This is a genomic window from Streptomyces sp. NPDC055243, assembly GCF_044544025.1.
Lineage (GTDB): Bacteria > Actinomycetota > Actinomycetes > Streptomycetales > Streptomycetaceae > Streptomyces.
In genome coordinates this window covers 1,086,074-1,099,943 of record NZ_JBITWR010000001.1, presented here as the reverse complement: position 1 = coordinate 1,099,943, position 13,870 = coordinate 1,086,074, and the positions used below count along the sequence as shown (strand labels likewise).

Sequence of the window (13,870 nt, the reverse complement as noted above, 5' to 3'; positions counted from 1 at the left end):
GTCGGGCCAAGCGCGACCCCGGAGCCTGCGGGTTACGGAGCCGCGGTGTAGGTGACGGCGGTGTCCTTGCACTGGCCGGAGGCGAAGACGGCGATGGCGTCGAGCTCGGCCGGGTCGGCCGCCAGGTCCCAACGCAGCTTGGTGGCCGCCCACTCCGAGACGTAGCGGCAGTGCGCGTCAGGCAGCGGCGGCAGCCACTCGGACGGGTCCTGGTCGGCCTTGGAGCTCTTCGTACGGGCGGTGACGGCCACCAGCGAGGCCGGGGCGCCCAGGTCGTTGGCGTAGGCCTCGCGGCGGTCGGCGCTCCAGGCGGAGGCGCCGGAGTCCCAGGCCTCGGCCAGCGGCACCATGTGGTCGACGTCGAGCTTGTCCATGTCCTCGACTTCCTGGGCGTCGTAGTAGGACAGCCATTCACCGCCGGTGAGCTTGCAGTTCGCGCCGACGGACGGCGCCTCGGTGGCCTCGGCGATCAGCACTTCGGCACGTGTGGTGCAGCCGTCGGACGGCACCTCACCGGCGTTCCAGTGCTTGTACGCGGTGCGGGTGTAGCCCTCGCGGCGTTCGTCGGCGACCGGGATGCGGTGCACGGCGTCGGCCAGGGTCGTGGTCTCGGTGGGGTCGGCGGCCTGCGCCGGGGCCGGAGCGAGAAGCGGGGTCAGGGACAGGCTGAGCGCGGCGAGGCCGCGAGTGAAGTTCTTGATCACCCGGCAGGCATACCTCCCGCCGCACGCGATCACCGGGTGCTCGGCAGGCCTCTCCTCCGTGTGGAGGACGAAGTTCACCGCAGAAACGTTGCATTGGCGTCCACCGCCAGCACGCTGTCCTGGGCTCCCGTCATACCAGCTGCGTCAGGCCGCGACCGGGGCCCGCCTTCTGTCCGGGCGAGCTGGATCACCGCTCTGCGCTTCGAGGCGCACCCACTCCCAGCCCCACTCTCACCCTCACCCTTACCCGAGTCCGGCCACTGGTCGGACTTTTGGATGGTCCTGCGGATGCGTGGCTCGGAATCGGGCCTGGCGGCGCACCGGGCGCCGATGACAGAATGCCCCGATGATCGACTTTCTTCCTGATGGCCTGAAGGCACGGCACCTCGCCGAGGAAGACCATCCGCAGGTCCTCTCGGTACTCGACGGATGGTGGGGCGGGCTGAAAGGGCCCGCAGGGGCGTTGGAGCGTTCACTGCTCCTGCCGAGGCTGTACTTCCAGCACTTCACCACCACAAGTTTCCTGGTCGAACGCGATGAGGGGCAGGTCGACGGGGACCGGACCGACGGGGGCCAGATCGCGGCATTCCTGGTCGGCTTCCTGTCGCAGACCGAACCGGACGCCGCTTACGTGCACTTCGTGGGCGTCGACCCGCGACTGCACGGACAGGGCGTCGGACGAGCCCTGTACCGGGCGTTCTTCGCTCTCGCCCGTTCACACGGCCGTCGATACGTGCACTGCATCACCAGCCCGCAGAACACCGCGTCGCAGTCCTTCCACACTCGACTCGGCTTCGCGGCATCGAACGTGAAGCCGGACTACGACGGTCCTGGGCTCGACCGGGTGGCCTTCACCCTTGACCTCGCCGTGCATCCGGTCCCTTCCCCATGATGTTTGCGGGTGCAGATCAGCTGGGGACGGGTGATCAACTGGTCGTCGCGCGGCGCGACAGTCTCCTCGTGCTTACCCAACTGCACTGCTGCCCGGTTCCGAACCGTTGCGGCGCTGACGTTGCCAGTCCGCAGGGTCGCCGTGCCCTGCCCTATGAGCGGTCGGCACGGTCACCCTCGCCGACGCAGCGCGTGACGCGCCCCAGTCCCGCAAAAGTTCGAGTTCGTCAGTCATCGTCGGACACCTCGCTTCGCGTAGCTTGCCGCGAGCCCGGTGCAACCGTGATCTGACCGTGCCGATGGGGACACCAAGGGCCTGGGCCACCTTCTCGTAGCCAAGACCGCCCCACGCCACCAGCAGCAGCACGCCCCGGTACCGCGCGGGCAGTGCGGCCAGTGCCACCGCCAGCTCGCGGCCCACCGCTTGCGCCTGCGCCCCCACCCGGGCCGAAGCACGGTCGGCCAGCGGCTCCTCGTGATCGGCCGGAGCCGGGATGCGGGCCAGGGCTTTGAAACGGCGTACCTCGGCCCGCCGGTGCCGTACCCGTGGCCCACGCGGGGTCGTAACGGTGCCGCTGCTGGAGAAAGCAGTGGTGAAGGTTCCGCCATCCGGTCGCCGGCCAGCTCGCCGGCGGCGAGTTCCCTCGGGCCCCGGCTCCTCTGGAGCGTGTACCGGAAGCGGACGTTGAGTATGCGGCTCTGTGGCGGGCCAGCGCCGGCTTCCGCTCCGGCGGTCACGGGCTCCCGATCGCCTGCCGAGTGCTGAACGCGGTGCCGGGTGAGGGCAGGTGAGAGCAGGTGAGGAAGCGTCAAACGGCGTTGTCAGTGCCTGCACATAGAGTGAAATCACTGCGGAAGGCCGGGGAGTAAGCCGGGGAGAAGGAGCACAGCCATGTCTGCCAACAGGATCCAACACAAGGTCAATCACGTCGCGCTGGTCGTGGACTGTTCGGGCTCCATGCGTCCGCATCAGGAACAGCTCGTGCGCGTGGTGGACGAGTTCGTGGCCGGGCTCAAGGCCGAGTCGGACAGCCTGGGTCACGAGACCCGGATCAGCCTCTACTCCTTCGACCACCGGGTGGAAAACCTGGTGTGGGACATGGACGTGAAGCACCTGCCGTCGATGCGCGGCCTGTACCGGGTCAACAACGGTGCCACCGCCCTCATCGAGGCATCACTGAAGTCCCTGGAAGACCTGGGACACATCTGGGAGCAGTACGGCGAGCACAGCTTCCTCCAGATCGTGGTGACCGACGGCGAGGAGAACGCGTCCGGCGGCGACAGACGCCACGACGGCGACATGACCATCCTGGGCCCCTGGCTCGAACGGATCACCGCGAAGATGGGCGGCCTGCCCGACCACTGGACCTCCGCGATCCTGGTGCCCAATTCCCTGGCCAAACGCACCGCCCAGAACTACGGCTTCCCGGCCGGGAACATCGCCATCTGGGACGCAGACTCCCAAGAGGGCGTCGAAGAGGCCATCGGCACCGTACGCGCGGCCGCCACCAGCTTCCTGCGCGCCCGCGAACAGGGCGTGCGCGGCACAAAGAACCTGTTCGCCGTCGGCCAGGACATATCCATCGACGAGGTGCGGGCCAACCTCGAACCGATTCCCGCGACCATGTACCGGCTGCTGAAGGTCGACCAGGAGGCCGAGATCCGCCCCTTCGTCGACTCCCATCCGGGCGTCAACTACGAACGCGGCTCCTGTTACTACCAGTTGGGGGCCCGCGCCCAGGTCCAGCCGAACAAGGAAGTCATCGTGGTCGAAAAGGACACCGACCGCGCCTACACCGGGGACGCGGCACGCAGCCTGCTGTTCGGTACGGGAATCCAGGGCACCGTCTCGGTGAAAGCGGGCAACAATCCCCAGCTGGAGGTCTACGTGCAGAGCCGCTCGGTCAACCGCAAGCTCAAGCCGAAGACCCGCCTGCTCATCATGCTCTGACACCACCACGGCCCCTCCCCCTGGAGACGTCACAGCGGCCGGGGCGCGGTTGACGACCGACACCACGCGAATCTCAAGCTCACGCTCAACCTGACGTTGAGGTAGAGGGTGAGGTTGAGGGTGAGACTCGACGGCGGCACCACTCGATGTGACCATCACCCACAGTGACCATCACGGCTCACGACCTGAAATGCGTCAGGGCCCGGATCCTCTGAAGGATCCGGGCCCTGACGGGTAGTAGCGGGGACAGGATTTGAACCTGCGACCTCTGGGTTATGAGCCCAGCGAGCTACCGAGCTGCTCCACCCCGCGCCGTAAGACCCACCCTACGCCACCACGACCCACCCTCAAGACCACTCGGGACGCAGCCTGGCACTCGGCCAAGCGGCGCCCCGCCCGGAGCGTGTCAGCGGACGCGGCGGATACGGATCGGGCCGCGGGCCTGTGCGGGATCGACCGCGCGGCCCGCCTGGGTGATCTCCACCTCGCCGGCCGCCACCAGGCGCCGGGCCGCGCGGCGGACCGGTTCCATCAGCGCGCGCCAGCCGTCATCGTCCCCTTCGTGCACCGCCCGCGCAGCGTCGGAAGGGCAGATCGTCGAGGCCGGACCACGACGCTCCAGCAGATCCAAAATGGCCCGCTCCAAACACCGGTCCATCTGCTGCTCGCTATCCCTCACCGCACTAGTCTCACACCGGCGACGACGGGAAGCAGGACATCAGCCGCCGCACCCGCCCCACCCGGCCCTCGCATCGAGGGGGAGGGCCGGGCATGAGCGCCCCACTGCGGCGATGCAGCTCAAAGGCAGGTCCAGCACGTATCGCCCCGCCGGGGAACCAGGCGTCCCGCTCCCCCAGTCAGCGCCGCTATGCCGTCAGCGCAGCATCCAGCTCGTCCAGGCTCTCCGCCCGCCAGTCAAAGGAGTCCGCGCTCCCCGGCGCATCCCCCGCCGGTCGCCGGACAAAAGCCGTCCGCATCCCCGCCGCCTGCGCTCCCCGCAGGTCCCAGGCGTGCGCGGCGACCATCAGCACCCGCTCGGCGGGGCACCCCGCCGCGTCGACAGCGAGCCGGTAGACCTCCGCGGCCGGTTTGTAGGCCCGCGCGTCCTCGGCCGACAGAGCTTGATGCCAGCGCAGCCCCGCGTACGCGTTCAGGCGCAGCAGACTCGTCCGGCTGGCATGTGAAAGCCCCAGTACGGGAAACCGTCCCGCCAGGCGGGCGAGGCCGGCCACCGAGTCCGGCCAGGGGCTCAGGCGCTGCCCCGCACCGGCCAGCCGCCCTATGGCCGCCTGGTCGGTGAGCCCGGCGCGGTCGGCCACGCGCTCCGCCGCTTCGCGGTCGATGACCTCGCTGTTGGCGTACGTCCGGCTCCCCTCCCCGATACGCCGCTGTTCGCCCTCGACATGCCCGTGCCACACCGCCAGCAGACGCTCCACCGTCTCCTCACCGGCGTCGCCACCGCACGCGGCCAGCGCCTCGCCGATCGCCGTACGCAGTCCTCCCGACTCGTCCACCATCGTCCCCAGCACATCGAAGACGACGACCTCGATACCGCCTGCCCCAGACATCCGCTCTCCTCTCCACGACGGCCGGGCGCGAGATGACCCTGACCCTGTCGCGTCACTAGAGCGAGCCTTGTCTCGTCACCGGTTCAACCGGTGACGAGTCTTGCCCGCCCGTGCGTCACCGGTCAAGATGGTGACGTGAAATTCGCCTTCGTGAGCGGGCACCCCGCCCTGGACCTCGTCGCCACCGTGGAGTCCCGCTACGACCAGCCCCATGACCTCCTGGCCACCCCCGCCGACCTCGAGCAGTGGATCCACGCCTGCGACGAACTCCCCGGGCAGGTGAGCGCCGGCGCCGCCGCCCTCGCCGCCGCCCACGAGCTCCGCGAAGCCATCCACCAGCTCGCCCTCGACCGCATGCACCCCCGCCGCTACACACCCGCCGCCCTGGACACCCTCAACCACGCCGCCGCCGCACCCCCGCCCACCGTCCAACTCAGCGACACCGGTCTCCACCTGACAGGCGATCTGCCCGCCGCGCTGGCCCAGGTCGCCCGCAGCGCGATCACCCTGCTCGCCGACACCGACGCCCGCCTCAAGGAATGCGGCCGCCCCAGCTGCTCCCGCCTCTACCTCGACCGCTCCCGCGGCACCCGCCGCACCTGGTGCGGCATGCAGGCCTGCGGCAACCGCGTCAAGGCCGCCGCCTACCGGGCCCGCAAACACGCCACTCCCTAAGCGACGTCGGCACGGCTGCCCCGGCAGAGCCGTCCGCCTCCGGTCTCCTGTCTCCTGTCTCCTGGCTACTTCTTGCGCAACAGTGCGCAGACGAAGTTCTCCTCCACCGTCCGCAGCCGCTCCAGCAGTTCGGGCTTGTTCGTCTTGTTGATCTGGGTGGTGAGGGAGACGGTCAGCGACCGCTTGCCGTCCGGGGTGGCCGCGATCAGCTGCGTGTATCCGGGGAAGTTGCCCGTGTGGCCGTACACCACGCCGCAGCGGGTGGTGTACCGGAAGATGGCCAGACCGGCCTTGTTCTTGCCGGGGCCCGCGGGTTCGGACGCGCCGTTCACCCATTTCCGCTGCTGACGGCGTGTCCGGTCGGAGATCAGCTTTCCACCGGCGTAGCCGCGGATGAAGGCCGTCATGTCCTTCGGCGTCGAGATGATCCCGCCCGAGGCCCAGACGCCCGACGCGCTCAGTACCTCGCTGACGTCCTCGGGCGGGTCCGACGGGGTGACGTCGTAGCCGTGCATGTACGGCTCGGGCATCCGGTAGCCCTGCGGCAGGCTGGTGTCGCGCAGACGCAACGGGTGGTACACGAGCTGGGCGAGCAGGTCTTCGTAGCGGCAGTCTGTCGCCGCTTCCGCCATCAGCGCCACGGCGATGTTGTCGGAGTTGGAGTAGGCGTACCGGGCGCCCGGACGGAACGACAACGGCTCATCGGCCACGAAGTCCAGCAGTCGGCGGGAGTCGAAGTGGTGGCGCGGGTTCTTGGTCACCAGGGCCAGGAACTCCGGGTTCGCGGAGAAGTCCGGCAGCCCGCTGGTGTGGTTCAGGAGCTGCCGCAACGTCACCCGATGCCATGCGCGCGGCAGCCGGGGAAGCACCTTGCCGATGGTGTCGTTCAGACGCAGCTCCCCGCGGTCGACGAGCCGGAGGGCGACCGCGCCGCTGTATGCCTTGGCCGTGCTGGCGATGCGCATGTGGTCGGTGGCCTTGATCGGGCGGCCGGTGCCGGTCTTGGCGACGCCGGCGCGGTACACCTCGGTTCGGGACCCGCGCTCGAGCACGGCGATCGCTCCGGGCGGGCCGCCGGGAGCGGTGGTCAGTTCCTGCAACTGTCGTCGCAGTGCGCGCTCGTCGTCGGCCGGGGCCTGCGCGGCGTGGGCCGGGGCCTGCACCAGCCCGGCCGCGCAGGCAGCGGTCAGCAGGGCGACGAGGGGCAGGCGGATCTGCGGGAAGCGGGCAACTGGCACGGAAGGCTCCTGATGCGTGAGCGCGGCGGGAGGCCCAGCTTCACCCGCAGGTCAGGAACCTGCGCGCGGCTCTGCTCCAACCAGCCGAGAGCGGTGCGGAGCGGTACGCGGCCAACACCGAGGCCCGCGCCACGCTCCTCTCCCCCCGCTGCCACACTCGCGACCGCTGCCGCGCCCGCGACTCCATCGTCACCGCCCCCCCCAGCCCGCCGAGGGATGCTCACCCCGACGGCCGTCACCCTCGCGAGGCCGCGCCCCACCCCCTGCGGCCCGCCCCCAGCGCCTAGGACCACAAAACCACTGGAAGGAAATATGGATAAACACCCTTAAAACAACCCTCAGAACAGGGCGGTGGCACAAGTACAAGATCCGTACCCTCTTCCTCTGTCCGTACGGCGCGGGATACCCCTGAGAGCGAGCGGCCGGTCAGCGGGCGCAGTGCGCAAGGGAGTGGACCATGAGCGATGAACGTTTTGAGGGCGGCTGGCGAGTCGACGAGCGCTGCATGAATTGCGATGTCGCCCGACAACTCGCCCCGGGTTTGATCGGTGAGGCCGACGGCCGCGCGGTCGTCCTGCGCCAGCCGCGCGGCCAGAGCGAGATCCGGCAGTTCCACACCGCTGCCCACGCCTGCCCCACCCGGTCGATCCGTCCCCCGACCGGGCGGCTGGACGCCTCCCTGGACCCCTTCCCCCTGGCACTGGACGACACCGTGCACCTGTGCGGACACAACTCCCCGCACACCGCAGGAGCCAACTCCTACCTCTTACGCCGCGCCGACGGCACCCTGATGATGGTGGACACCCCACGCTGGAGCACTTCGCTGGCCGCGCGCTACGAGGCGCTGGGACCCGTGACCGACATCCTGCTCACCCACCGCGACCACGCCGCGCACGGCCGTCGCTACGCCGATCGTTTCGGCGCCCGGCTGTGGATCCACGAAGGTGATCTCGATGCCGCCCCCGACGCCGACTGTGTGCTCCGCGGCACCGACCCGGCGGAGATCGCAGACGGGGTCATCGCCTTCCCCCTTCCCGGACACACGCGGGGCAGCGTGCTCTACCTCGCCGACCAGCGGTACTGCTTCAGCGGCGACAGCTTCTACTGGTCGCGCACGACAGCGGACATCGAGGTGGCCCACAGCGTCACCTGGTACTCCATCGAGGAGCTGGCCGCCTCTCTGGCCCGGACCGCCCACCAGCTGCGCTTCGAGTGGCTGCTGCCGGGCCACGGCGACCGTCAGCACCTCCCCGGCCACGACATGGCGCAGCGGCTTGCCCGGCTGACGGCACGCACCCGTCAACTTCGGCCCCGTGCCGTCGACTTCACCGCGATGCGCTGGTAGCAGCCGAGGCCCGCGCGGGTAGCCAACGGCGATCACGCCCCTGTGCCACGCGTTTCGACCTTCAGGTTGCCGCGCGTCAGCATGCGGGTCGACTCGCGGGCGAGCATCTCGTGCGGGAATCCGAGTCCGATCGCGCCGACCTCGTCGAGCCGGGCCAGTTGAGAGGCGGTGAAGGCCACGTCCAGGGCGCCCAGGTTCTCCTCCAGCTGCGCGGGAGTGCGGGCGCCGATGACCGGCGCCGTCACCCCCGGGTTCTGCAGGGTCCAGGCGACACCGACCTGGGCGGGTGTGTGGCCCAGCTCCCTGGCGACCTCCTTCACGACGTCCACGATGGTCAGGTTGCGTTCGGTGAGCGCGCCGTTGGCGATGGTGAGACTCCTGCGGGTGCCGTCGTCGGGTGCGGCGTTCGTCGCGGTCAGGGTGTCGCGGCCGTACTTGCCGGAGAGCACCCCGCCGGCCAGCGGCGACCACGGGATCACGCCCAACCCCATCTCGTGCGCCATGGGGATCAGGTCACGTTCCGCGGTGCGCTCGATCAGGTTGTACTCGATCTGCAGCGCGACCAGCGGCGACCAGCCGCGCAGGTCGGCGATCGCCTGCATCCGCGACACCTGCCAGGCGGGGGTGTTGGAGACGGCCACGTACAACACCTTGCCCTGCCGGACCAGATCGTCCATGCCGCGCAGGATCTCCTCGACCGGCGTCGTGAAATCCCACAGGTGCAGGTAGAGCAGATCGATGTAGTCCGTGTTCAGCTGTCGCAGGCTGGCTTCCACCGATGCGAACAGACTCTTGCGGTGCGGGCCCCCGGAATTCGGGTCGCCGGGCCGGCGCAGCGTCGTGTATTTCGTTGCCAGCACCAGGCTTTCGCGGTTGTCGCGGGTGAATTCGCCCAGCAGGCGCTCGGAGCTGCCGTTGGTGTAGGTGCTGGCGGTGTCGATGAAGTTGCCGCCGCGCTCGACGTAGAGGTCGAACAGCTTGCGTGCCTCGTCCTGCCGGGCGCCCCAGCCCCACTCGGTGCCGAAGGTCGCAGCGCCCAGCGCCAGCGGTGAGACCCGCAGCCCTGAGCGGCCCAGCAGCCGGTAGGTGTCGAGGGTGAGCGACATGGTGTCCTCCTGTGCTTGTCCTTCTGTGCCTGTCATGCGTTGCCGAGGACAAGCCTGTGACCGCCGCGGGCCGCGGATAAGGGAAGGAGGTTCCTGGGAACACCGGTCCTACCCTGGCTGTTGGACCGGGCATGACGACCCGCGCCGTGGACACGGCACAGGAATTGGCCGTGTTCCTGCGGTCCCGGCGCGAGCGCCTGGACCCGCACGATTTCGGCCTGCCGTCGCGTCGGCAGGCCCGGCGGACCCCGGGACTGCGCCGGGAGGAGGTCGCCGAACTGGCCGGGGTGAGCGTCGACTACGTCGTGCGGCTGGAGCAGGGCCGGGGGCTGCGGCCGTCGGCGGACGTGGTGGACGCGCTGGCCCGGGCGCTGCGTCTGGCCCCCGAGGAGCGCGCCTATCTCTTCAACCTGGCCCAGCAGCGGCCCCGTAACGCCGACAAGCCCGCCGTCGCCGCGGCGGCGCCGCTGGCCCGGCTGGTCGCCGACCTGTCGCCGCTGCCGGCCATGCTGATGAACCACCGCTACGACATCCTGGCCTGGAACGGCGAGATGGCCAGACTGCTGCTGGATTTCGACACGCTGCCGCCGGCACGGCGCAATGCGATGTGGCTGTGCCTGATGCATCCGGAGATGCGCGAGTTCTATGTCGACCGCGAACGCGTCGTGCGGGAGGGGATCGCCCACCTGCGCGCGGCGTGGGCCGCGCATCCGCAGGATCGGGCGTTGACCGACCTCATCAACGAATTCACCGCTCGTGACGAGGACTTCGCGCGGCTGTGGGCCGAGCGGGACATCAACGTCAACGGCCGTGGGAGCAAGGCGATGCGGCATCCTGACGTCGGTGTGATCGCAGTGGAATTCGAAGTGCTTGTGCCGCTGCAGGATCCCGACCAGCGATTGGTGATCTACCGCGCCGCGGACGACGAGAGCCGGTCGGCCTTGGACCGGTTGGGCGCAGGATGATTCAGAAGACGGAGAACACCCGCCGGAACAGATCCGTCGCCTCGTCCGCCCAGCCCAGAACACCCAGCGCCGAACCCAGGTTCCCCGGTGGACGGTTGACCAGCGTGTCGTGGCGGATCAGGCGGTCGAAGTCGACCAGCACCGGGTCCTGGCGGAGGGTTTCCCCGTCGGGACGGAAGAACCGGACGCCCGCCAGCCGCATCACGTTGATCAGTTCCTGGGCCAGGATTCCGTACCCGACCGTCGTCGGATGTACGCCGTCCAGCGAGAACAGGCCACCGTCCGTGCGCCGTCCGTTCTTCGCGGCCAGGAAGTGGGAGTTCGGCGGCGGTGACAGCGCCTGAAGCGCCGACGGCAGCGGGTACGGCTGCCACCAGTCCGGACGCGCCAGCGGGTCCTCTGCATAGCGGCGCGACGCCAAGCGGTCCATCAAGCCGCAGGTCTCCAGCAGGTACCAGTCCTTCCCCTTGCTCCGGGCCGCCCGCACCGTAGCGGTGATCGCGTCGTTGTACGCGTCGATCGCATCGTCCACCTGCCGTGCCTCGTCATCGGTGATCTTCGGGTCCCTGTGGGCGTCGAAGTCCCGGTCGCTGATCCACGGACGGGTGTAGTAGGGGAAGTACCGCGAACCGGGCCGGACCTTGTCGTCCACCCCGCGCGCTATCGGCGCGATCGTCACGTGGGGAACCGTGCACCAGATGACGTGGCGCGCCTTGATGGCGGCGACCTCCGCGGCCACCTTGCGCAGTTCGGACGTGAAGTGCTTCGGCTGCCAGACCGTGAAGCGCCGTTTGTCGTCCAAGCTGTCGAATCCGGCGTCCTTGCTCCATTCCACGCGCAGTTCGGTCACCGCCCGCAGCGCGTTGTTCGCGCCCAGGAAGATGACCAGCGTCTCGATGCCGTGCTTCGTGTCGGTGCCCTCGGTGCCCTTGCCCAGTTCGGCCGCCGCACCCAGCTGTGTCAGGGCGCCCGCCGACTGGGGGCGGGTGGGCAGTACCCGTAGCGCCGCGCGCTCGCCGGCGTTCTGCACCAGTTGGTTCACCAGGTCGTCCCGGGGCGCGTCGATCCGCTTGCGGCACTCGTCGGCCGACTTCGACAGCGCGTCGCGCAGGTCCCATCCGAACACCGCGAGGTTGTGCATGATCGCCGTGGTCGACGGCACGGCCCGGCCAGGCCCTCGCTCCCAGTAGTCCTCCACCCGGTCCATCACGCCGCGAGCCCGGAAGAGGGCCTGTGGCGCCTCCCACCAGTCCACCGTCCGCCCGTAGCGGGCTTCCAGGTCGCGCAGGAACAGTTCGAGGTTGAAGGGCAGCCCGCCATGGCCCTCGTAGAGGGGGTGGCGGAAGCTCGGGAGGCATCCCAGTTCGTGGGCGACGATCGCCGGATACGACAGAGGGGTGTTGAAGATGGCCGCGCTCTGGAAACCCTGCGTCAGCGAATCCCCCACCGTGACCAGACGGTGCTGCGGATTTCCCACCCACTTCGTGGCCACATCGACCCCTAGCTTGGGATCGGTTTCGGGCGCCCGTGGCCCCTCACGACGTACGGAATCGGCCATGATCTCCCCCTGGCACACCGCGCCGCGCCGGCTGCGCCCTCGCGCGAGGCCTCTTCCTGCGTAGCAGAGGCTGACTCTGGGCGGCACACCCTCGACGAGAGATACGCACAACCCGGTGCCCCACTCGGTGACGATCCGTCTCGGGTGCGAGCTACCGGCACCGCCGCCGTGGTGTGGATCACAGTGGCGGACTGTCACGGTTCGCCGGTGCGGGGTGTCTCGATGGGCGTCCGACGAAAGGAGCCGGGTGTGGTGACGAAGTACCGACGCGTGTCGGTGGTGGGGGCGAGCCGTGCCGGAGTGCGGGCGGCGCATTGGATCGCCGGGGGCGGTCATGGCTGAGGACGCCTTCAGCGAGCACCGTCCGCTCCTGTTCACCATCGCCTACGAGATGCTGGGCAGCGCCGCCGACGCCGAGGACGTGCTGCAGGAGAGCTACCTGCGCTGGAGCGCGGTCGACCCGGCCACGGTCGAGCATCCGCGCGCCTACCTGGTCCGTGTGGTGACCCGCCAGGCGCTCAACCACCTGCGCGCGGTCAAGGCGCGACGTGAGGACTACGTCGGCCCGTGGCTGCCCGAGCCGATCCGTACCGCGCCCGAGGTGAACGACGACGCGATCCTGGCCGAGTCGGTGTCGATGGCCATGATGCTCGTCCTGGAGACGCTCAACCCCACCGAGCGCGCGGTGTTCGTGCTGCACGACGTGTTCGGCTACACCCACGGCGAGATCGCCGCCTCGGTCGGCAAGAGTGAAGTCACCGTCCGTCAGATCGCCCACCGTGCGCGCAAGCACGTCCACGCGCGCCGCCGCCGCTTCGAGCCCGACTCCGACGCCACCCGGGCCATCGTCCAACGCTTCCTCCTGGCGGCGGCGACCGGTGAGATCCAGGCGCTGATGGACCTGATGGCGCCCGACGTCGTGGAGATCTCCGACGGCGGCGGCAGAATCTCCGCACCCCGTCGCCCGATCACCGGCCGCGACGACGTCGCCCGTTTCACCCTCGGTGTGGCCCGCACCAGCTTCACCCCGACGACCCGCATCGAGCACGCCACCTACAACGGCATGCCCGCGGCGCTCTGCCTCACCGGCGGCGAACTCGACTGGCTCCTCGCCTTCGAGATCCACGACGGACAGATCACCGGCCTCTACGCCATGCGCAACCCGGACAAGCTGCACCGCGCCCGCACCGTGCGCCCGCTCGACAGAGGAGAACACCAGCCATGGAAACCATGACCGCCCAGCGCACCATCGACGCCCCGATCGCCGACGTGTTCGCCTGGCTCACCACGACCACCAACTACACGCGCTCGCCGCTGGTCCTGCGCTGCCGCCTGACCCGCCACGGCGACTCCGACCCCTACGGCGTCGGCGCGGTCCGCAGCCATCTCTGGCTGATCGGCTGGCTCAGCGAACGCATCACCCACTACGACCCGCCCTACGCCACCGAGTACGTCGTCGACCGCAGCGTGCCGCCGTCCCGGCACGAACTGGGCCGCATGACGTTCGCCGAGACCGACGGCGGCACCCTGGTCACCTGGACCACCCGCGCCGAAATGCGGGCCCCGCTCGTCGGCGCCTTCCTCACCCGCCATCTCGTACGACCGATGATCACCCGTAGCTTCCACAGCATCCTCGACGCAGCCGACACCGCACTGGCCCGCCACCCCAGCCCGGACCGAGCCTGATGTTCCGGCCGCCAGGGGGGCGACCTCCCCTCGGGTCCATTGACTGCTCTTGAGGGTCGCAGTACAAGTCCACTACGACATCCATGGCCCAGCACCCCTTTTCTCGTGTTTCTCGTGTTTTTCGTGACGGCTGTCATTCCGTGCATCGCCCGGCCATCCCGGCACATCTCTCACAGGGGTAGC

General features: G+C 69.4%; 13 protein-coding genes, 1 tRNA gene and 1 pseudogene. 7 read left to right on the top strand and 8 right to left on the bottom strand.

Going from position 1 to position 13,870, the window contains the following annotated elements; genetic code table 11:
* Nucleotides 1–32 precede the first annotated feature (32 nt).
* Nucleotides 33–704: an HNH endonuclease family protein gene (locus tag ACIGXX_RS04815; RefSeq protein WP_399972844.1), complete on the bottom strand. Its 672-nt coding sequence runs from the start codon at nucleotides 702–704 to the stop codon at nucleotides 33–35.
* 346 nt (nucleotides 705–1,050) lie between these two features.
* Between ACIGXX_RS04815 and ACIGXX_RS04810 the strand changes: the two genes are divergently transcribed.
* Nucleotides 1,051–1,596 (top strand): GNAT family N-acetyltransferase, encoded by a 546-nt coding sequence (locus ACIGXX_RS04810; protein WP_383824419.1) that lies wholly within the window; start codon nucleotides 1,051–1,053, stop codon nucleotides 1,594–1,596.
* A 246-nt stretch (nucleotides 1,597–1,842) separates the two neighbouring features.
* On the opposite strand, the pseudogene ACIGXX_RS04805 reads toward ACIGXX_RS04810, so the two are convergent.
* Nucleotides 1,843–2,136 (bottom strand): annotated as a pseudogene (locus tag ACIGXX_RS04805) (sigma-70 family RNA polymerase sigma factor); the annotation flags it as partial.
* A 351-nt stretch (nucleotides 2,137–2,487) separates the two neighbouring features.
* Here ACIGXX_RS04805 and ACIGXX_RS04800 point away from each other — a divergent pair.
* Nucleotides 2,488–3,546: a vWA domain-containing protein gene (locus tag ACIGXX_RS04800; protein ID WP_351155769.1), complete on the top strand. Its 1,059-nt coding sequence runs from the start codon at nucleotides 2,488–2,490 to the stop codon at nucleotides 3,544–3,546.
* A gap of 238 nt (nucleotides 3,547–3,784) precedes the next feature.
* Here the strand turns inward: ACIGXX_RS04800 and ACIGXX_RS04795 are convergent.
* The 3 genes from ACIGXX_RS04795 to ACIGXX_RS04785 all read right to left on the bottom strand — a co-directional run bounded on the left by ACIGXX_RS04795 (nucleotide 3,785) and on the right by ACIGXX_RS04785 (nucleotide 5,114).
* A tRNA-Met gene (locus ACIGXX_RS04795) sits at nucleotides 3,785–3,858 on the bottom strand.
* A 94-nt stretch (nucleotides 3,859–3,952) separates the two neighbouring features.
* Nucleotides 3,953–4,204, bottom strand: a complete 252-nt coding sequence (locus ACIGXX_RS04790) for a DUF3253 domain-containing protein (protein ID WP_383824469.1) — start codon at nucleotides 4,202–4,204, stop codon at nucleotides 3,953–3,955.
* A gap of 208 nt (nucleotides 4,205–4,412) precedes the next feature.
* Entirely contained in the window at nucleotides 4,413–5,114 is a 702-nt protein-coding gene (locus ACIGXX_RS04785) for a haloacid dehalogenase type II (protein WP_383824415.1), read from the bottom strand.
* 135 nt (nucleotides 5,115–5,249) lie between these two features.
* Here ACIGXX_RS04785 and ACIGXX_RS04780 point away from each other — a divergent pair, with 135 nt between their 5' ends.
* The gene (locus tag ACIGXX_RS04780) at nucleotides 5,250–5,789 is read left to right on the top strand and encodes a CGNR zinc finger domain-containing protein (RefSeq protein ID WP_383824412.1); all 540 of its coding nucleotides are present in this window, start codon (nucleotides 5,250–5,252) and stop codon (nucleotides 5,787–5,789) included.
* A gap of 65 nt (nucleotides 5,790–5,854) precedes the next feature.
* Here the strand turns inward: ACIGXX_RS04780 and ACIGXX_RS04775 are convergent, their stop codons facing one another.
* Nucleotides 5,855–7,027 (bottom strand): serine hydrolase domain-containing protein, encoded by a 1,173-nt coding sequence (locus ACIGXX_RS04775; RefSeq protein ID WP_351155779.1) that lies wholly within the window; start codon nucleotides 7,025–7,027, stop codon nucleotides 5,855–5,857.
* A gap of 457 nt (nucleotides 7,028–7,484) precedes the next feature.
* Between ACIGXX_RS04775 and ACIGXX_RS04770 the strand changes: the two genes are divergently transcribed.
* Entirely contained in the window at nucleotides 7,485–8,372 is an 888-nt protein-coding gene (locus tag ACIGXX_RS04770; protein WP_399972711.1) for an MBL fold metallo-hydrolase, read from the top strand.
* Nucleotides 8,373–8,404: 32 nt separating this feature from the next.
* Here ACIGXX_RS04770 and ACIGXX_RS04765 read toward each other — a convergent pair whose 3' ends face one another.
* Nucleotides 8,405–9,478, bottom strand: coding sequence for an aldo/keto reductase (locus tag ACIGXX_RS04765; protein ID WP_351155784.1), 1,074 nt, complete (start codon nucleotides 9,476–9,478; stop codon nucleotides 8,405–8,407).
* A gap of 131 nt (nucleotides 9,479–9,609) precedes the next feature.
* On the opposite strand from ACIGXX_RS04765, the gene ACIGXX_RS04760 reads away from it, so the two are divergent.
* Complete coding sequence (locus ACIGXX_RS04760; RefSeq protein WP_399972708.1) at nucleotides 9,610–10,443, top strand: helix-turn-helix transcriptional regulator; 834 nt, start codon at nucleotides 9,610–9,612, stop codon at nucleotides 10,441–10,443.
* Between the two features lies 1 nt (nucleotide 10,444).
* Here ACIGXX_RS04760 and ACIGXX_RS04755 read toward each other — a convergent pair whose 3' ends face one another.
* Entirely contained in the window at nucleotides 10,445–11,935 is a 1,491-nt protein-coding gene (locus tag ACIGXX_RS04755; RefSeq protein WP_383824398.1) for a hypothetical protein, read from the bottom strand.
* A gap of 400 nt (nucleotides 11,936–12,335) precedes the next feature.
* Here ACIGXX_RS04755 and ACIGXX_RS04750 point away from each other — a divergent pair, with 400 nt between their 5' ends.
* Complete coding sequence (locus ACIGXX_RS04750) at nucleotides 12,336–13,235, top strand: RNA polymerase sigma-70 factor (protein ID WP_366463945.1); 900 nt, start codon at nucleotides 12,336–12,338, stop codon at nucleotides 13,233–13,235.
* Entirely contained in the window at nucleotides 13,223–13,687 is a 465-nt protein-coding gene (locus ACIGXX_RS04745; RefSeq protein WP_399972704.1) for an SRPBCC family protein, read from the top strand. Before ACIGXX_RS04750 ends, ACIGXX_RS04745 begins: the two co-directional genes overlap by 13 nt.
* The last annotated feature ends 183 nt before the right edge of the window (nucleotides 13,688–13,870 follow it).

What these genes read in the sequence shown, in the direction of transcription:
- ACIGXX_RS04800 (WP_351155769.1), top strand. Translation starts at nt 2,488, where the DNA reads ATGTCTGCCAACAGGATCCAACACAAGGTCAATCACGTCGCGCTGGTC.
- ACIGXX_RS04810 (WP_383824419.1), top strand. Translation starts at nt 1,051, where the DNA reads ATGATCGACTTTCTTCCTGATGGCCTGAAGGCACGGCACCTCGCCGAG.
- ACIGXX_RS04760 (WP_399972708.1), top strand. Translation starts at nt 9,610, where the DNA reads ATGACGACCCGCGCCGTGGACACGGCACAGGAATTGGCCGTGTTCCTG.
- ACIGXX_RS04770 (WP_399972711.1), top strand. Translation starts at nt 7,485, where the DNA reads ATGAGCGATGAACGTTTTGAGGGCGGCTGGCGAGTCGACGAGCGCTGC.
- ACIGXX_RS04750 (WP_366463945.1), top strand. Translation starts at nt 12,336, where the DNA reads ATGGCTGAGGACGCCTTCAGCGAGCACCGTCCGCTCCTGTTCACCATC.
- ACIGXX_RS04785 (WP_383824415.1), bottom strand. Translation starts at nt 5,114, where the DNA reads ATGTCTGGGGCAGGCGGTATCGAGGTCGTCGTCTTCGATGTGCTGGGG.
- ACIGXX_RS04745 (WP_399972704.1), top strand. Translation starts at nt 13,223, where the DNA reads ATGGAAACCATGACCGCCCAGCGCACCATCGACGCCCCGATCGCCGAC.
- ACIGXX_RS04790 (WP_383824469.1), bottom strand. Translation starts at nt 4,204, where the DNA reads ATGGACCGGTGTTTGGAGCGGGCCATTTTGGATCTGCTGGAGCGTCGT.
- ACIGXX_RS04765 (WP_351155784.1), bottom strand. Translation starts at nt 9,478, where the DNA reads ATGTCGCTCACCCTCGACACCTACCGGCTGCTGGGCCGCTCAGGGCTG.